We start from the raw sequence: 19326 nt of genomic DNA on the forward strand, positions 1-19326 counted from the left end.
GAGTTGTAAACTGTTCGGGATATAATTTAGTTATTGGCTAATTTAAAGCAATTATAGTGTTAATCGCCCATAATCTAGCCGTATGAGTCAATTATATTAAATAATATTTGCTTTATCATACGTCCGGGCGTATAAAGCTAACTCGTTGATGCGGGATGGAGCAGTCTGGTAGCTCGTCGGGCTCATAACCCGAAGGTCGTTGGTTCAAATCCAGCTCCCGCTACCAATAAAAAATTTGAAGTTTTATAGCCTAATTTACCCAAATTAGGCTTTTTTTATGCCCAATATTTTTTTGTTTGCATTTTATTTAAACGAATATAGGGAAAATAATTAAATAAAACCTTAAAAGTTCTGTTATACTCGGGCCACAATAAAACTTATATGATTATATTCTGTGTTTTAAATGATATAAAAAGTCCTTTAATCTGAGTCAATAAAGTTGAGTTTGTTTAAATTGGATTCCAATGGTGGGATTCAATGTTGGTATATTGAAATTGGTGTAAATGTTGAATAAGTTTGAAAATTTAATTGCTAAATCTGTAAATGGAGATGAAATTCTCGTCTCTTTAATCCCTTCAAAAAAAATGCAAAGTACTCGTCAAGGTTTTACATGGGTTGAAGTTGGTAAAAAAGTATTACTTCAATCAGGTATGGAAGTTGATTTAAATCTAGATGGACGTAGTTTTTTTACTGGTCTACATGACATGTTTAAATTAGAACAGCGTGTGAGTTAAATAACACTGCTTATGTATTTTGATTTTATTTTCTCTGCACAGCAGGGGAAATAAAGAATAGAAATTGATTGAATGCCCTGAGTGTTTAAAATACAAGCAAATGGAATGTTTATATTCAATTAAGTTTGCTTTCTATTGAACAAGGGCGTACAGTTCACCTCGTTGATGCGGGATGGAGCAGTCTGGTAGCTCGTCGGGCTCATAACCCGAAGGTCGTTGGTTCAAATCCAGCTCCCGCTACCAATAAAAAATTTGAAGTTTTATAGCCTAATTTACCCAAATTAGGCTTTTTTTATGGCCGGTATTTATAGCCTGTACTTATGGATGAGATGCGTATGCATCAGGTGCTTATAAAAACTTAAGCTTTGCGCCACATCCAAATCAGTACCCCCAGCATGCAAGCAATTAAAGTCAGAACCAACCACAGGTGTGGGATTTTCCAAATAATAATTGTGGCCGCAAAGGTCATACTTAAGGTTGATAACACTTTGGCTTTACGTGGAATTCGGCGATGTTGTTGCCATTCTCTTAAAAGTGGTCCGATATAGCGATTTTCTTGAAACCAACGATATAAACGGGGTGAGCCTTTGGCTGCAAAAAAAGAAGCCAAAAGTAAAAAATCAAAGGGGGGAAGACCCGGAATAAATATTCCTAAAATCGCGATTAAAATACAGAGCCAAGCCAAGACAACATACAGCCAACGTAGCCACCAAGACTTCGCCAATTTTGCTGGCACATGACTTTGCTGAGGCGTTGCATCTACTGCTGAAAAGGGTTCTTTTTCAGGTTGTTGTATATTGTCCATGTAAGCTTGGGCTCCGCAGCGCTTATTTTAATTGATCCAGATTAATCAAGAGTTCTCCAAAATAACCAAATGCATCTAAAGCACCTTGTACCACTTGATCTTGTTGCGCTGTGCTTAATTGTGCTTCATCTAAGGCTTGTACAAAGCGTTTCCACACTTTGGCACGACCTTCTGGGTAGGCCGCTAAGTTACGTGCACCATTTTCAGCGCTGAGACCTAAATGCTGTTGGGCTTGTTTAAATAAAAATGCTGCACCTAAGGTTGAGCCTTCAGAAACATAGATCCAACCCAATGCCGCTGGGAATTCAACAGTTTGACTAACGAGGGCTTGCCCCTGCGGCTGCACATTTAAATCGCTGAGGTCGAGTTTGGCTTGTGCTGAGCGACCACGAATATCAAGATCTGGAATGTGGCTTTCGACCTGATCTTTTTCGAATAAGTGTTCCACTTCTAACTGGAAATAATATTGTGATAGGGTAAATTGCTTATAATTTTCAAGGTTTGAAAATATATCAGCGTTGCCCATCAATACATGCATCCGTTCATGCTCAGCAGCAGTTTCTGTTTTTAAACGTAGGGCTAAACTCGGTAGGCCAGTGCTGTCTGCAGTGTCTTGCACAGGTGATGTGGCTTGATTCATGATCATCTCACTTCAAAATCAGAGGGTTGAAAAAAAGTTATATAAAAAACAGGGGTGTCTATGAGATATGACGAATAAGATCGAAAAAGTATGCAATCAATCGGCTAAATTTTTTAAATCAGTTCGATTGTGTAAGCTGATCTGCGGAGTGATTTTAAAATGGATATCCGAAAATCCTTTTTCTCAAGAATATTGCGCTTATTTGATCCTAAAAATAATATTTCAAAGCGCATTTACAAAGCTACGAATAGGAACGATAATTATTATTATTTAGTGTTTTTGCGTTGTCGTCAATGCTTCAATCTCTCCCGCAAAAGAATCAACATCAATTGGTTCAAGACTTATATGTCGATCATTCCGCTTGGCTACAACAATGGCTACATTTTCGGATTAGTTATCCCTTAAGTGCCGCAGATATTGTTCAGGATACTTTCTATAAGTTGTTGCAATCAAATAACTTATTTTCAGTACAGGAGCCCCGTGCCTATTTGGTACAAATGGCAAAACACTTGCTGATTGATCAACAGCGACGTTATAGCCTTGAAAAAAATTATTTGGCTGAACTGGCACAGCAGCAGGAAGATCAAGCCAGTTTATTTGATCGTAATCAGCTTGATGAAGTGTTACAGATTTTAGATTTCTTAACTGTGGCTTTGGAAAATACACATAGTTTGGCGCGTAAAGCCTTTTTAATGTATTACTTTGAAGGCTATAGCCAAAATGAAATCGCACAAGTGATTGGTAAGTCATTACGCAGTACGCAATTGTACTTGGCTGAGTGTTTGAATTTATGTTTCGCTGCACGGTCAGCAGTTGCTTGGGCAGATCAATGAATCCAGCTGATCAATTTTCACCAGATTTAGCATTGTGGATTATTCGTTTAAGTGTGGAAGATCCAGAGCTTCGGCGTAATGCACAAATGGAATTTAAAATCTGGAAGCAGCAACATCCAGAGTATCAAGGGCAGTTGGATCAGATGTTGAGTTTTTCAGATGAAATACAGCAACTTCCCAATACTCATCGTATTTCAAGCCAAACCATCAGCCATTCATTGGAGACTTCACAGCAAAGTCGTCAGCGTGTCCAGCATTGGTTTGCTAAAACCACAGTATTTTGTCTTGGGCTGGTTGTGGCTGGTGGAATAGGCTATTTCAGTCTAGAACAGCGACCGTTTGCCTACTATGCTGCGGATTTTAAAACAGCAACGGGGCAGCAGCAGCGTTTTATTTTAGCAGATGGTTCCCAATTGATTTTAGGTGCTCAGTCTGCGGTTAACTTAAGATTTAATGATGCAGTAAGGCAAATCGATTTGGTGCAAGGGGAGTTTTATATTGAGGTCGCTAAAGATCCGCAACGACCATTGAGCGTGCATACATCACAGGCGGATTTCAAAGCCTTAGGCACTAAATTTATTGTCAACCAGTCTGCCAGCATGAGTACAATCAGCATGTTACATTCAAAAGTGGAAGTCCGTTCACAGCATGCTGCGGCAAATACCGCTATTGTTCAGCAAGGTCAGAAAATAACAGCAGATGAGCATGGTCTCGGTGCGATTGAATGGATTGATACCGACTTAGTTGAATTGGCTTGGCAGCAACATCAGGTTCTAGCAGAAGATTTACCCTTATCTGATGTGTTGAGTCGTTTGAATCGTGAGCATGATGCCATGATTTGGTTTAGCGCAGCTGAATTAGCAGAATTTAAAATTAGTGGCGTGATTAATATGCAACAAGATCTTAATCAAATCTTAGATTTGTTGGTGCAGCAATATCCAACCTTGAAATTAAAAAGACTTGGCACATCCGTGGTGTATATCAGTCGCGGGGGTAGTGCGAGGTGAGGGCTACAGTGATTATTTGCTGGGTCACAATCAATTTAGAGATTCTTTGCTACATAGCACAACAGCTATTAGATTGGTCTAATATCCTTCGTTTAAAAAAATAATTGCAGGTTGTTGCGCTTTTTTACGGTCTTATTCGTCATATAACTTAGAAACATTATTTAATTACGCAACATCGTAGTTAATGATTATCATTCGCTAATTCTGAGTGGACACAGCATGCCTCAATTGATCTCTCCGCGACCGACCTTTAAGACGCTGGTCATCGCCATGTCGTTTAGCCTATTTTTAGTTAGGCCAACGACAGCAATTTATGCGCAAGATATTGTCACACAAGATTATCAAATCCAAAGTGGTTCATTAACGCAAGCATTGAATCGAATTGCGCAGCAAGCCAATATTTCATTGTTATTTGATGTGCAGAAAACCAATCATTATCAAGTTAAAAGTATCCAAGGTCGCTATACCACAGATCAAGCTTTGAGGTTGCTGGTTCAAGCCACACCGTTTCAAATTAAGAAGACTGCAGCAGGTTATGTGCTTATTGATCGTCCCAGTAATAACGTTACTGCTGTAACTGATTCGCTGGGATTGGCGGATATTTCAAGATCCGAAGTATCTGGTGCGTCCTCTCACAATCAGATTTATCAAATGAGCCCAATTTATATTCAGGCTCAGGCAGAGGACACCCTTCAATTTGGGCAAAGTGCTTTGGATCAAGGCACGATTAATCGTTATCAAGCCAATAATGTCGCACAACTATTAGATACCATGCCTGCGGTCAGTTCAGCAGGTTCACCACGTCCAGGTGGACAGACCATTAATATATTGGGCATGGGCGGTGTTGCTGATGTGCCAATAAGTTTAGATGATTCGATTAAAGCGTTTGATAAATATCGTCAGGGGTCGGTATTTATTGAGCCGGAAATTTTAAAACGAGTAACCGTAGATAAGGGACCGCATAATGTCGAAGTTGGAAATGGAGGTTTTGGCGGAAAGGTAAGTTTAGAAACCAAAGATGCCGCCGATTTATTATTTGATGATCGCCCTGTTGGGGCATTCTTAAAGTATTCGCGTTTTTCCAATAATCAACAAAATACTTATACTGGGGCCGTCTATGCTAAAAGTTCAAATGGTCTTGTTGATGGCTTGCTGTATTACACCAAACGCGACAGTGATAATGTGAAACGCCCTGATGGGACAAAGTTTTTATATTCTGGGCAAGAGCAGGACACCTATTTGGCAAAATTAAATTTTTATCCAAGTGATGGTCATAAAATCAGTTTAAATGCGATGCAAAGTGGGCATATTGGTTGGGAACCTTTTGCGGCAATGCGTGATCAGGATGCAACGCCATCTGCATCTGATATTGCTAAATATGGTTACGATGAAGCTTGGAAAAGAAAATTGGTTTATCGGAATCAGCAGGATGAAAGTTATTCATTTGCTTATGCATTTAACCCAGATGACAACTCGTATATTAATTTAAAAGCGATTGCCTCTTATTCTAAAACCAATCAGCATGATGAACGTTTAGCCAGTGTGACCAGCTCAGCGGGACTATTGGGTAATGAAAGCTGGGTAAAATATATTAATAGTGCATTTAAGATAAGCAACATCAGTGACATTAAAAGTAATTATGGTGATCATAAAATAAAGGTTGGGGCACAGTTTCAACGCATGCAGCAAGATTCATTGTTGTACGATAAAAGTAAGGCAGACCGCAGTAAACCGAGTAATGCCGATTATAACTATGGTTATTATCAACCCTACTATATGCCAGAAGGTCGACAGGATATGTTGAGTGCCTTTATTGAAGATCAGTATCAAATTGGCGCGCTCACCATTAGTCCATCGCTTCGTTATGACGATATTACCAATAAGGGGAAAGCCAATATTGCAGCGCGTTATAATGATCCAACTGCAGGGCATGACTATTCTGCTAAAAACTATAATGGATGGTCACCGCGATTGGCTTTGGCTTGGCAGCAAGCAGAATATCTGACCTGGTTTGGTAATATGAGTAAAACCTGGCGCTCACCACGTTTAGATGAACTGTACTCCGTGCAATATGCCAATGCCGCTGCATCTGGTACCAGTCTTTATTTAAAACCTGAGAAAATGTTAGCGATTCGTGTGGGAAATGAAATGAATTTTCAGGATCTGCTGCATGACGATGACCATCTACAGCTTCGATTAACCTATCATCATAATCGTGGTTCTGATGAGATTTTTAAAAACCTGTCTTCTTTCTGTCAAACCCAAGGTGAGATACGCGGTCATGGTGGAGATGCAGGGATTGATGTGTGTAATGGTCAATATGACAAAGGCTGGTACCGTAATGTAAAGGACTACACCATTAAAGCCTATGAAGCCGAGCTATTTTATAATCAACCGATGTGGTTTGCAGGGCTGACCTATGCCTATATTCGAGGAGAACGTGATCAATCTCCTGTGAATCCTTGGTTGGGTCGAAAAACATGGATGAGCAGTATTCCGCCGAAAAAGGCCACAGCAACATTGGGTGTTAATGTACCCGAACATGATTTAACCATGGGCTGGCGCGGTATTTTTGTCGGTGCGCAACGTCGTAGTTTAAAAGATGGCGATGATTCGATTGCCGCCTCTTCTTATTCGCTACCCAAAACCAAAGGCTATGCATTGCATGGGGTATTTGTAGATTGGCAACCGGCGGGAGAGAAGGGGCCGCATTTGAATCTCTCCATTGATAATCTATTTAATCGTGATTATAAAATGTACTTGGGTGAATATATGACTGGTACAGGGCGTGATTATAAAATGAGTATTACGCAAAGATTCTAAAGATAAAACAGGCTGTACTTTGGGCAGCCTGTTTATATTAAAATTACACCGGTTGCTAGGAGCGTTTAAGATCTGAGTTTTTGCAGCTGAATATCATTCATCGCGATACCGCCTTTTTCTTTCGGATAAATAAATTTCAATTCTTTTAAATATTCAGTTTTGATTCCTTTAAAGGCTTTGAGTGGAATGCTGATCATATTTAAGGCTTCTGCAGTCTTGCCTTGGTATTGCTCATCTTCTGCTTGGATTTTAAGAGGCATGCCATTTTGTTTTTTACGTGGAATGGTATACAGCGCATCGCTGAAATCACTGGCAGTGACTCGTGCTGTCTTGCCTTCAAGATCGGTTAATTCGACATAGATTTCTTGGCCAATATCGAGTGGTAAGGCAACCCGGAAACTGAGGCTGTCATAACCTTGGGTTGAAAGCTGATTTAGATTTAACTGATAACTTGAATTGGCTTGTGACCAATGTAAATGCAGTTGATCTGCAAATGAAACTAAGCCACCATTTTTAGTCTGCGCATTGGTTTTATAATAAAAAGGAACGGTATTACTTGAACATTTAGATAATCTAAATGTATCTTTAAAGCCTAAAAATGACCGACATGTAATAATGCCATTTGGATCGAAACCTTCAAATCGATTGATTCCACCGAGTAAATTAATAGCGGCCGCATTACTTTCTTCAAAGCGTTGAATGATTTTACTGCTTTGTTTTTGTACAGTGAGTAGGGCTCTTTCATCACAACCTGTATCACCATTTGCACAAACCGAGTTTGGTAGTTGCCCTACCGCATTCCAATAGGCCTTGAATTGTTGTTCATCTCCAACATGAAAGCGCAGAAAACTATTGATGATAAATCGTCCCATGTTGCGTTGTTCATCTTCAGTTTGGCGATTTGTTTGAGGACGAGAGGCAGCACAATAACTTTTGTTTGGCAGTGTGCTTTCCAAAGGATAATCATCATTATTCCATACCGTATTATAAAAATTGTGATTCGCACCACGCACCAGTATTTGATATTTAGGGGCGCTGTCGTGTTGTAAGGAAAAACGGTTGTTATCAAAAGTCATCGCAGCCTGCAAGTTATTTACATCGCCATCACAACTTGGTAATAAGTGTGCAGTGGGTACATTACTCATTCCTTTAATTTGTTCAGCATCTGTGGAGCCGACGGTTATTGCTGCTTTAAAATTATAAGGTTTGATCGAATCTGTGGTTTGAGCAAAGTTAATATTATCCTGATTAAGTGCGGTTACTAACGCATCATTTTCTTCAAGTTTTGCCGCAGTGATGAGTGCTGGAAATTGTTTGAAATTTTCTGGGTGCGCTAAAATTGCCTTTTTCAAAATTGAAATATCATTGCCATAACGTGTGGTATTAAATTTGATGGCGAGATCAACGCCCTGACCACCGCGTGAATGCCCCATTAAACCAATGCGGTTAAAATCCAATTTTCCTTTTAAAGCCGTGAGTGCGCCTGCTCCGCCAAACTCATCCAGTTGCGCTAATTTATCTAAAGTACCAAGCAGCAATTGTGCGCGGCTTTGAGATGAACCCTCACCAGAAATAATCACTCGGCCAGAAGGAACCGTGGTTGTCATCCCATTAATCTCATTGGCATCGATGGAGAGCACAACGTAGCCTTGTTCTGCAAGGTTGGTGGCTAAATAATCATAGCCCTTATAGTTTGAAACCGCTGGGTCGTGCTGACCATGTAATAATAAAATAACTGGAAATTTTTTATGATCATCTTTGCTGGTGATTTCTGGGTATCGGACCCAGCCATGCATCTCAATAATATTCACAGCTGAAATATTTGTTTGTTCTGGTTGCCCAGTACTTCTAAAGTTTGGCTTACCATTGACGACCAATTTACCAAAATTATATTCATACGCTGGTGAGTACTTATAGCGAGGTGATTCAGTGACGTCCGGTGCTTGAGAAATAAAGCGCTGATCTTCACCGAATAATGCTGGATTGGATGCGGGGGTGGCGATTTGCACGGGTTCAAGTACTTTGCTCTTTGCAGTGGTTGCGATATCAGCTTTTGCAATTTGCGCACTGCCTTGGACTGGGCCTTTATAACTGTTTTTTTCAGTATTACAACCGCCTAATACTGCACAACTTAATATGGATAAGGTGAAAAGCTTTATATTTCTATGACAGGACAACATTATAAATAGATTCCTTTACGAATTTATATTGATTGAAAGCCTATTTGAATAAGCAAATTAAATGCCAGTAAATATTATAAAAATAGAGATGTAATTTTAATTAAAAGCATTATGTGAGATTAGTAATTAAGGTTGTTTGCTTATCATTAAAATAAAATGGTGACCATGAAGATCACCATATTTTATTTTAAGAAAAAATCTACAGTTAAATTTAAGATCTTAGTTTTTGCAGCTGAATATCATTCATTGCAATGCTGCCTTTTTCTTTCGGAAAAATAAACTTCAATTCTTTTAAATAATTCGTTTTAATACCTTTAAAGGCTTTGAGTGGAATACTGATCATATTTAATGCTTCAGCAGGTCTTCCTTTGTACTGTTCATCTTCAGCTACGACTTGAAGTGGCATACCATTTTGTTTTTTACGTGGCACCATATATAAGGCATCACTAAAATCGCTGGCATTCACTCGCGCTGTTTTACCTTCAAGATCTTTTAGCTCTACGATAATTTCTTGCCCAATCTCTTTGGGAATGGCGACACGGAAAGTTAAACTATCAAAATCTTGGGTTGCCAGTTGAGTTAGATCGAGTTGATAACTTGGATTCGGCTGTGCCCAAAATAAATGCAGTTGATCCGGGAAAGAAACCAATCCGCCATTGTCTGCATACGGTGGGGTGAGTGGGGTGTAAAATGGAATGACATTGCTTGAACATTTAGAACGTTTATCCGCATCTTTAAGGCCCAAATAAGACTTACACGCAATCATGCCGTCCGGATTAAAACCTGTAAAGCGATTCAATCCACCTAATAAGTTCACTGACATGGCATTATTGGATTCAAAGCGCTGAATGAGTTTGTTTGATTGTTTCTGCACAGTCAGTATGGCTCTCTCATCACAGCTACTTTCACCTTTTGCACAAGCAGTGCTTGGTAATTGAGCCGTTGCATTCCAATAGGCTTTAAATTGTTGTTCATCTCCGACATGATAACGCAGGAAACTATTGATGAGAAAACGGCCCATATCACGCTGCTCACTTTCCGTTTGGCGAATCGTATTTGAACGATGGGCATTACAATAAATGGGCTTATCTTGGTCCGCTTCGCGCACACGGAAGTCATCGTTGGTCCATACCGTGTTATAGAAATTATGATTGGCACCACGCACCAATATTTGATATTTGGGCGCACTGTCGTGTTGTAGTGAGAAACGGTTATTATCGAAGGTTATTGCAGACTGTAAGTCAGACATATCGCCATCACAACTTGGGAGTAGCGTTGCAGTCGGTACATTGGTAATGCCTTTAATGCGTTCAACATCCGTTGCTCCGAGAGTAATTGCCGCTTTAAAGTTATAAGGTTTGATCGAATCTGTGGTTTTTGCAAAGTTAATATTATTATCCCGCGTAAGCGTTAATAAGGCATCATCTGTTTCAAGTTTGGCTGCTGCGACGAACTCAGGGTATTTAGTAAACTGCTCAGGATAGGCAACCATAGCCTTTTTTAAAATCGAAATATCATTACCATAACGGGTGGTATTAAATTTAATCGCGAGATTAACCCCTTGGCCACCACGTGAATGCCCCATCAAGCCAATACGACTAAAATCCAGTTTGCCTTTTAAGGCGGTGAGAGCACCTGCACCACCAAACTCATCCAATTGTGCCAATTTATCTAGTGTGCCAAGTACCAGTTGTGCACGGGTTTGTGATGAGGCATCGCCCATCAAAGATTCAGAATTATTAATTTCATTGGCATCAATAGATAATACTACATAGCCTTGTTCTGCAAGGTTGGTGGCTAAATAATCATAGCCTTGATAACTTGGGTCTGGACCAATGTGATTGCCATGTAAAAAGACAATAATCGGGAATTTTTTATTTATATTGCTGGGGTCTGTTTTCGGGTATCTGATCCAACCTTGTATTGGAACGATACTGACACGGGATAAATCAGTTTGCTCAGGTTGCCCAGGGTTTTGATAATCGAGTTTTCCACTGACGACTAAATGACCAAACTCATAATCAATTGCAGGTGAGTATTTATATAGAGGTGCTTCGGTGACGTCAGGTGATTGGGAAACAAAGCGTTGCTCCTCACCAAATTGAGTCGGATTGGATGCAAGGGTAGAGGCTTGGACTGGTTTAAGTGCTTTGTTCTTTGAAGTGTTTATCGTATCTGCAGTTTTTGCAACCTGTGCACTGCCTTGAACAGGGCCTTTATAGCTGTCTTTTTCAGTATTACAACCGAGTAATACTGCACAGCTTAATATTGATAAGGTGAAAAGCTTTATATTTTTATGACACGACAACATTATAAATCAACTCCTTTATGATTTTGTATTGAGTAAATACTTTTAAAACTAAGCAAATTAAATGCCAGTAAATATTATTAAAGTAGAAGCTTGATTTTGATTTAACTTGTTATTTGTGATTGGGAGATGATTTTATTTTACTTTTTATTAAAATAAAATGGTGCCAACTAAGGTCACCATTTTTTATTTTAATATATAATCGATATTTAATTTTAAGCTTTATGATCTGAGTTTTTGCAGCTGAATATCATTCATCACGATTCCGCCTTTTTCTTTTGGGAAAATAAATTTAAGCGTTTTTAAATAGCCCGTATTAATGCCTTTAAAGGCTTTGAGTGGAATACTCACCATATTTAATGCTTCAGAAGTTGTCGCGCTGTATTTCTCATCTTCAGGCAGAACTTGCAGAGGGATTCCATTTTGTTTTTTACGTGGGATGATAAATAGGGCATCGGTAAAATCACTGGCAGTGACTCGTGCCGTTTTACCTTCTAGGTCAGTCAGTTCGACATAGATCTCTTGACCAATATCCAGTGGTAATGCCACACGGAAAGTGAGGCTGTCATGTTGTAATAAAAAACGGTTGTTATCAAAGGTCATTGCAGCATGTAAGTCTTCGATATCGCCATCACAGCTGGGTAATAACGTTGCAGTTGGCACATTGGTAATTCTTTTAATTTCCTCATAATCAGTAGAACCGAGCGTGACTGCTGCTTTAAAATTGTAGGGTTGAACTGAATCAGTGGTTTTTGCAAAGTTAATATTTTTTTCATGCAGGAGCGTAATGAATGCATCCTCTTTTTTAAGGTTGGCGAGTTCTATTAATTCGGGGTATTTAGAAAAGTGTGTTGGATTAGCGAGAATAGCCTGTTTTAGAATCGTAATATCATTTCCGAAATGTGCCGTATTAAAATAAAATGGCGACCATAAAGTCACCATTTTTTTATTATTAATAAATAATCTATATTTCAACTTAAGCTTTATGATCTGAGTTTTTGCAGCTGAATATCATTCATCACGATACCGCCTTTTTCTTTGGGATAAATAAACTTCAGTTGTTTTAAATAATCCGTTTTAATCCCTTTAAAGGCTTTGAGTGGAATACTCACCATATTTAAGGCTTCGGCAGTTTTCCCTTGATATTGCTCATCTTCGGCCAACGTTTTTAAGGGTAGACCATTTTGTTTTTTACGTGGAATGGTATACAGCGCATCGGTGAAATCACTGGCAGTAACTCGTGCCGTTTTACCTTCTAGGTCAGTCAGCTCGACATATATTTCTTGACCAACATCAATAGGTAATGCCACACGGAAAGTGAGGCTGTCATAACCTTGAGTCGTGAGTTGAGCGAGATCGAGTTGGTAGCTGGCATTGGTTTGCGACCAAGATAAATGCAGTTGGTCTGCGAAAGAAACCAAGCCACCTTTTTTAGTGAGATCTTCCGTTTTACTATAAAAAGGGACGGTGCTACTTGAACATTTAGAGGCCCGATTCGCATCTTTAAAACCAAGGAAGGATTTACACGTAATAATGCCATTGAGATTAAAGCCTGCAAAATGATTCAGTCCACCGAGTAAATTTACAGTGCTGGCATTGCTGCTTTCAAAGCGTTGAATGAGTTTACTGTCTGTTTTTTGCAGCGTTAGTAAGGCACGTTCATCACAACTGTCATCGCCATTTGCACAGCTAGAGCTTGGTAATTGACCCACCCCATTCCAATAGGCTTTGAATTGTTGCTCATCTCCAACATAAAAACGCAAGAAACTATTAATTAGGAAGCGTCCCATATTGCGTTGTTCATCTTCAGTTTGGCGGATGGACTGTGTACGCGCAGCCGAACAATAACTTGTATTAGGGACGTCATTTTCAGAAAGAGGATAATCATCATCATGCCAAACTGTATTGTAAAAATTATGATTGGCACCACGAACAACAATTTGATATTTCGGTGCGCTATCGTATTGTGACGAAAAACGATTATTATCAAAACTCATTGAAGCTTGTAAGTCATCTACATCCCCATCACAGCTTGGGAGTAGGGCTGCTGTTGGGACATTGCTAATTCCTTTAATTTGCTCAAAATCAGTCGCTCCAATGGTCATTGCCGCTTTAAAGTTATAGGGTTTGACTGAGTCCGTGGTTTTAGCAAAGTTAATATTTTTTGATTGAATAAATTCTAATAGTTTGTCATTTTGCTCTAACTTGGCAAGTTGTTCTAACTCTGGGAATTTGGCAAATTGTTTTGGATAAGCCAGAATGGCTTTTTTCAGAATCGTAATATCATTTCCGAAACGTGTGGTATTAAATTTAATGGCAAGATTAACCCCTTGACCACCGCGTGAATGGCCCATTAAACCAATGCGATTAAAATCGAGTTTGCCTTTTAATTCTGTTAATGCACCGGCACCACCAAACTCATCGAGTTGCGCCAATTTATCTAAGGTTCCCAGTACAAGCTGTGCACGACTTTGGGAAGACTGATCGCCAGAATCACCGCCATTAAATAAGCCATTTGATCGCTTAATTATGCTAGGAATTCTAAGGTTATTAATCTCATTGGCATTAATGGATAAAACCACATAACCTTGTTCTGCTAAATTGGTGGCGAGATAGTCATAGCCTTTATAACTTGAATCTCTAGGATCATGTTGACCGTGTAATAAGACAATAATCGGGAACTTTTTATTTTCATCTTTTGCTGTAATTCTTGGATACCTTAACCAGCCATTTATTTGGACGATATTGACTGCAGAAGCATCTGTTTGCTCAGGTTGTCCTAGATTTGCGTAATCAGGTTTACCATTAACGACCAATTCGCCAAAATTATATTCATAGGCAGGTGAAGACTTATAGCGCTGGTTTTTAGTAACGTCGATTACTTGAGAAGCAAAGCGCTGATCTTCCCCAAAATGTGTTGAATTTATTTTAGCTGAATTATGCTGTTTTTGATTTGCATCTGTTTTTGCACTTTCTACATTTTTCGCAATTTTAGTCGTGCCCTGAACTGGACCTTTATAACTGTCTTTTTCTGTATGACAACCGAGTAATACTGCACAAGTTAATAGTGATAATGTGAAAGATCCCAGATTTTTATAACTTGAAAGCATTATAAATCAACTCCTTTATGATTTAATGTTTAAATAATTGTTTTGAATAGGCAAGTTGAATGCCAATGTTTTAAAGCGCAATGTTATTTAGGTAAATTATAATCGATTTTATTTTATGGGTAATTTTATTTTTAATCTGCTGCACAATTTTAAATAACAATGTGGGTTAATAATATGGGTTAAGCGTGCGGTTTAATGATGAGGCTTTGTTTTATTTATGAGGGAAAACAAATATTAAAATATAAGCTGAAACTCATCATACATTAATATTCGCGATTTAAAGATCAAGACTATTTTGCAAAATGCTTTGGGGGCGTGGGCAGTATTCAGCCATAAACTCATCTGGCATTGCTTGAAAAAAATCCGCTGCCTCATGAGGTTGGCAGTGTAGCCAATCTCGACGTGAAGCCTCTGGAATCACAATAATCGACCGTTTTTCATCTTTAGGGTGATGAAATTGTGACATAAAAGGATGCTGGTCGGCATTGATGGTCAGCATGGACATTGAGCGGACTTGTTCGCCATTGAGTATGCTATTTTCATAAATTGCAGCAATGGTAAAAGGTTGTTGATCTTGACGGGAAATGCGCCAACGTTGCGCTTTTGCATTGATATAGCGTGGCTCATAAATCGCTTCAACCGGAATCAGCGCAAACTGACCTTTGGCCCAAGCATTTTTAAAGCTGGGCTTTTCATGCACTGTTTCAGTTCTTGCATTGTAGGTTGAGCGACAAATTTCGATGTCTTTTGCCCACTTAGGGAGCATGCCAAATTTTACCGAACGCCATTCAATTTCGTCTTGGGGAGACTTGGCAAATAACAATGGGCAGTCATGACCAGGATAAATGTCATCGGCATAATCAAAGCATGCTGCAAGTAAATTCAGTTGCGGTGAGAGACGTTTAGACATCGGTTTAAAATTGGCACACATACGAATTCAGGAAGGCAATACAGTTGGATCTATCATCGCAAAATTGTGATGGGATGGGTAGTGATAAGGCAGATCAAGATTTGATTTTGATTGTTTATGTTAAAAATAATAGCTGTTCGCCTCTAGAATATCGTATCTCAATAATCACCGATGTGACCTGAAAATGACATTTTTGTAATCTACAGCAGATGACATATTTATAACGCTATTATGGCGTTAATAAATAGTGTGGGGCTTTTTATAAATGAAAATCTTATTGGTAGAAGATGAACAAAAAACGGGTGATTATTTGAAGCAAGGACTGTCCGAAGCTGGTTATATTACCGATTGGGTAACGGATGGGTTAACGGGTAAGCATCAAGCATTTTCCGAAGAATATGATCTAATTATTTTGGATGTCATGCTACCGAAACTTAATGGTTGGGAGATCATCCATGAGATTCGTCAAAGTGGCAAAAGCATGCCTATTCTTTTTCTATCTGCGCGTGATCAAATTGAGGATCGTGTGAAAGGATTTGACTTAGGCGCAGATGATTATCTCGTTAAACCTTTTGCCTTTGCTGAGTTATTAGCACGGATAAAAAGCTTACTTCGACGTGGCCAACAAAAAGAAGATAGTAATCTGATAACCATTGCAGATCTTGAACTTGATTTGCGCAAACGTCGTGTGATCCGAGCTGGACAACGTATCGATTTGACCGCAAAAGAATTTGCGCTGATGGAGTTATTCATGCGTAGGCGCGGAGAGATTCTGCCGAGAACACTTATTGCTTCGCAAATTTGGGATATGAATTTTGATAGCGATACGAATGTTGTAGAAGTTGCAATTAAGCGTTTAAGAAATAAAGTCGATAATAATTTCACACCTAAATTGATTCAGAACATCCGTGGGATGGGATATGTTCTTGAGGTCGAAGATGAGTAATAAACTCTTCAATGCCATTAGTTTTCGAATAGCCCTTATATTTTCGCTTTCCACCGTTACTATTTTGTTCATCATGGGGCTAGTAATACATCAAGGCGCCATACAGCATTTTGAAACTCAAGATCGAATACAATTGGAAGGGAAAATTCAGTTGGTGCAAAACCTTCTTGAACAAAACCAAGCCAATTCTCAGGCATTAAATTTATATTTAAAGGATGCACTCATTGGGCATCATGATTTATTGGTTCAAATAGAAGATGCTTCTGGTCAAATTATTTTTAGCTCGGCACCGACAATTATTAATACACAACAATTTGTACAATCAAAAAATGATTCTTGGGTTAACTGGGAAACACAGGGTAAAACCTATCATGGGCTTATTTATAAAAAAGACTTTGATAAAAACCCCAACATGCCCTCTACCCGGATTATTGTCGGGATTGATACCTCTGAGCATTTACACTTTTTAAATGATTTCAGACGTGAGCTGTTTTATATCGGATTAGTCGGTACCTTGTGTTTAATGTTTTTAGGCTGGTTTGCAGCATGGAAAGGTTTACGGCCTGTGCAAAAAATGGCGACTGTGGCTGAAGGTATTTCAGCGCAACACCTTACAGAGCGTTTAGCCCTTGAAAATATACCCACAGAGCTTCAATCCTTGGCAATCGCATTTAATGACATGCTTGATCGGCTAGAGTTAGCACTGGAAAAACTCTCTGATTTTTCATCGGATCTTGCTCATGAAATTCGAACTCCAATTAATACATTAATGACGCAAACACAGGTCTGTCTTTCTCGTAATCGAGATATTAATGTTTATAAAGAGGTGTTGTTTTCAAATTTAGAAGAATTTGAACATCTGGCGAGAATGGTGTCGGATATGCTGTTTTTAGCAAAAGGTGAACATGCTTTAAAAGCAAGTGATGTTCAAGAGATTGATTTAGTCAAAGAAGTGAGTACTTTATTTGATTTCTATGATGCTTTGGCGGCTGAGAAAAATATGCTGCTGCAACAAAGAGGAGCAGGCGCTGTTCGGGCGAATCCAACGATGTTACGTCGGGCATTAAGTAATCTTTTATCCAATGCGATTAAATATGGCAAACCCAACTCAATCATCCAGATCAACTATCAGCACAATACCCATAGCACCTTATTCTCTATTCAAAATGAAAGCCCTCCGATTTTAACTGAACAGTTGGCGCGCTTATTTGACCGTTTTTATCGTACCGATGCTTCCAGACAACGTGTTAAGGAGGGAACTGGTTTGGGTCTGGCCATTACCAAATCAATTCTTGATTTGCACGGTGCAACCATCGAAGTCAATTATCACGCTGGCCATATTTGTTTTAGCATTATATTTAAACATTAATCGATTTTAATGCGCGATTCAGTGCTGTATTTGACGTTAAATTCATAAAGCGAATAAAGCACTCAGGTGCTCTTCATTTTAAGAATGGCAGAAATGTAATTTTCAAGCCATCGCGGTGTATTCCTTGCACTTTAATATGGGTGTTCTCGGAGTGATGATCAATTCAGCCTATAAATTATTGGATTGTTGCTTTGCTCAATATTCGTTTAAAGGAATTGAATAAATGAAATTTTTTCAAAATAAAATGATGAAGCTTCGCAATGTGTTTGGGGGAATGACCTTAATGGTTTTGGCTTCAAATGCATTTGCCCATGTCCAACTTGAGAGTGCAACGCCAGCTATTAACGCTTCTATTACGGGACAACCTCAACAGATAAAGCTAAATTTTGCTGAAGAGGTAATGTTAATGAATATCAAATTACTGGATGCTCAAGGGAAAGGAATCTATTTAGATTATCAAGTAAAGCATGATTTAATGAAATCATTTGAAATTGCTGTGCCAAAATTAAAAGAAGGCAAATACCGTGTCGTCTGGTCGACGATGGGTAAAGACGGCCATAATATGGGTGGCGAGTATAGTTTCACGCTTAAAGCGACAAAATAATAATAAAACGAAGGATTTAATCTGTCAGTAATTTGCTGGCAGATTTTTAAAAATGGAGAATATCGATGCTTTGGCTATATGCGACATGGCTCATTAAAGTCTTTTTATATTTCGGCAGCATCTTTGTAATTGGTGGGGCATTTTGCTATTTCTTGCTTGGACGTTATATCGATATTAATCGAACTATTCTTAAATACATAACTTTGGGTGCGGGTTTAGGATCTTTTTCTAGTGTGTTCGGTTTTTTTATATTGATTGGAAGTTTTGCTAATATCGGGCTGTCTGGTATGTGGGACATTAACTATATCAATATACTTATCAATACAGCTACGGGTCATGTCTATATTATTCGGGCAGTGAGTTTTCTCGCTTTACTTGTGTTTATGCTATTTAAGTTAAATCGGGGAACGACGCAAGTTTCAAAAATAGAAGGCACAATCTTCGTCATTCTACTTATGCCAATCATTATTAGTTTTTCTCAACTTGGGCATATTACTCAGTTAACGCTATTCGCTCAGTTTTTATTATCAATCCATGTGCTTGTGATGTCTTTATGGATGGGGTCACTGTATCCACTATGGAAAACGAGTCAACTGCTGAATGGAATCCCGCTAGAAGAACGGATGCATTTGTTTGGGCGTATCGCAGCCTTTATTGTCGGTATTCTAGTGCTGAGTGGTTTAAGCGTTGCGCTGTTACTGATAAAAGATATTGAAACTTTATTCTACACCAGCTATGGCCAGGGTTTTATGATTAAGATTCTATTCGTGCTCAGTATCTTGGTTTTAGCTGCCTTCAATAAATGGTATTTCACACCGCGTTTGCAGGAACCGAAATTCGCCAAGAAACTGGGTTATGCCATTTTATTTGAAATGTTATTGGGTTTATCCGTTCTACTCACGACTGGCTATATAACCACTGTTATTGGAATTGGAGGGTAGGCGACTCAAAATGCCCATACGCCACGTATTGCTCGCGTGGTCGTGACAATTAATGATGCAAGCAATTAATGAGGACTGTTTGATTAGATGGTTTATCGATGTGTTTAATGATTATA

Annotated in this window: 15 protein-coding genes and 2 tRNA genes; 10 read left to right on the forward strand and 7 right to left on the reverse strand. The window is 38.9% G+C overall.

Going from position 1 to position 19326, the window contains the following annotated elements; genetic code table 11:
• The first annotated feature begins 149 nt into the window (after window positions 1-149).
• From FD716_RS04855 to FD716_RS04865, 3 genes are all read left to right on the forward strand, one after another.
• Window positions 150-226: transfer RNA gene (locus FD716_RS04855), tRNA-Met, on the forward strand.
• Between the two features lie 280 nt (window positions 227-506).
• Entirely contained in the window at window positions 507-734 is a 228-nt protein-coding gene (locus FD716_RS04860; protein ID WP_139851228.1) for a hypothetical protein, read from the forward strand.
• Between the two features lie 166 nt (window positions 735-900).
• Window positions 901-977, forward strand: a tRNA-Met gene (locus FD716_RS04865).
• Between the two features lie 115 nt (window positions 978-1092).
• Here FD716_RS04865 and FD716_RS04870 read toward each other — a convergent pair.
• A complete protein-coding gene (locus FD716_RS04870; RefSeq protein WP_139851229.1) occupies window positions 1093-1539 on the reverse strand; it encodes a YbaN family protein in 447 nt (148 codons plus the stop codon).
• A 22-nt stretch (window positions 1540-1561) separates the two neighbouring features.
• A complete protein-coding gene (locus FD716_RS04875; RefSeq protein WP_139851230.1) occupies window positions 1562-2179 on the reverse strand; it encodes a biliverdin-producing heme oxygenase in 618 nt (205 codons plus the stop codon).
• A 293-nt stretch (window positions 2180-2472) separates the two neighbouring features.
• On the opposite strand from FD716_RS04875, the gene FD716_RS04880 reads away from it, so the two are divergent.
• The 3 genes from FD716_RS04880 (at window position 2473) to FD716_RS04890 (ending at window position 6842) form a co-directional block, all read left to right on the forward strand.
• Window positions 2473-3012, forward strand: coding sequence for a sigma-70 family RNA polymerase sigma factor (locus FD716_RS04880; protein WP_139851231.1), 540 nt, complete (start codon window positions 2473-2475; stop codon window positions 3010-3012).
• The gene (locus FD716_RS04885) at window positions 3009-4019 is read left to right on the forward strand and encodes a FecR family protein (RefSeq protein WP_139851232.1); all 1011 of its coding nucleotides are present in this window, start codon (window positions 3009-3011) and stop codon (window positions 4017-4019) included. Before FD716_RS04880 ends, FD716_RS04885 begins: the two co-directional genes overlap by 4 nt.
• A 219-nt stretch (window positions 4020-4238) precedes the next feature.
• Window positions 4239-6842 (forward strand): TonB-dependent receptor, encoded by a 2604-nt coding sequence (locus tag FD716_RS04890; RefSeq protein WP_139851233.1) that lies wholly within the window; start codon window positions 4239-4241, stop codon window positions 6840-6842.
• 65 nt (window positions 6843-6907) lie between these two features.
• Here FD716_RS04890 and FD716_RS04895 read toward each other — a convergent pair whose 3' ends face one another.
• From FD716_RS04895 to FD716_RS04915, 5 genes are all read right to left on the reverse strand, one after another.
• Complete coding sequence (locus tag FD716_RS04895) at window positions 6908-9022, reverse strand: alpha/beta hydrolase family protein (protein ID WP_139851234.1); 2115 nt, start codon at window positions 9020-9022, stop codon at window positions 6908-6910.
• Window positions 9023-9233: 211 nt separating this feature from the next.
• Window positions 9234-11333 (reverse strand): alpha/beta hydrolase family protein, encoded by a 2100-nt coding sequence (locus tag FD716_RS04900; protein WP_139851235.1) that lies wholly within the window; start codon window positions 11331-11333, stop codon window positions 9234-9236.
• Between the two features lie 219 nt (window positions 11334-11552).
• Entirely contained in the window at window positions 11553-12272 is a 720-nt protein-coding gene (locus tag FD716_RS04905; protein ID WP_139851236.1) for a hypothetical protein, read from the reverse strand.
• A 41-nt stretch (window positions 12273-12313) separates the two neighbouring features.
• The gene (locus tag FD716_RS04910; RefSeq protein WP_139851237.1) at window positions 12314-14440 is read right to left on the reverse strand and encodes an alpha/beta hydrolase family protein; all 2127 of its coding nucleotides are present in this window, start codon (window positions 14438-14440) and stop codon (window positions 12314-12316) included.
• Between the two features lie 277 nt (window positions 14441-14717).
• Window positions 14718-15371 carry an SOS response-associated peptidase gene (locus tag FD716_RS04915; protein ID WP_139851238.1) on the reverse strand — a complete coding sequence of 218 codons (654 nt, stop codon included), beginning with the start codon at window positions 15369-15371 and terminating at the stop codon, window positions 14718-14720.
• Between the two features lie 244 nt (window positions 15372-15615).
• Here FD716_RS04915 and FD716_RS04920 point away from each other — a divergent pair, with 244 nt between their 5' ends.
• The 4 genes from FD716_RS04920 (at window position 15616) to FD716_RS04935 (ending at window position 19210) form a co-directional block, all read left to right on the forward strand.
• On the forward strand, window positions 15616-16296 hold the full coding sequence (locus tag FD716_RS04920) for a heavy metal response regulator transcription factor (RefSeq protein WP_139851239.1): 681 nt from the start codon (window positions 15616-15618) through the stop codon (window positions 16294-16296).
• On the forward strand, window positions 16289-17665 hold the full coding sequence (locus tag FD716_RS04925) for a heavy metal sensor histidine kinase (protein WP_139851240.1): 1377 nt from the start codon (window positions 16289-16291) through the stop codon (window positions 17663-17665). The genes FD716_RS04920 and FD716_RS04925 overlap by 8 nt, the downstream gene beginning before the upstream one ends.
• 223 nt (window positions 17666-17888) lie before the next feature.
• A complete protein-coding gene (locus FD716_RS04930; protein ID WP_139851241.1) occupies window positions 17889-18269 on the forward strand; it encodes a copper resistance CopC family protein in 381 nt (126 codons plus the stop codon).
• A gap of 65 nt (window positions 18270-18334) precedes the next feature.
• Window positions 18335-19210: a copper resistance D family protein gene (locus tag FD716_RS04935; RefSeq protein WP_139851242.1), complete on the forward strand. Its 876-nt coding sequence runs from the start codon at window positions 18335-18337 to the stop codon at window positions 19208-19210.
• Window positions 19211-19326: the final 116 nt, after the last annotated feature.

The sequence above is a fragment of the Acinetobacter pullicarnis genome (genome assembly GCF_006352475.1).
GTDB lineage: Bacteria > Pseudomonadota > Gammaproteobacteria > Pseudomonadales > Moraxellaceae > Acinetobacter > Acinetobacter pullicarnis.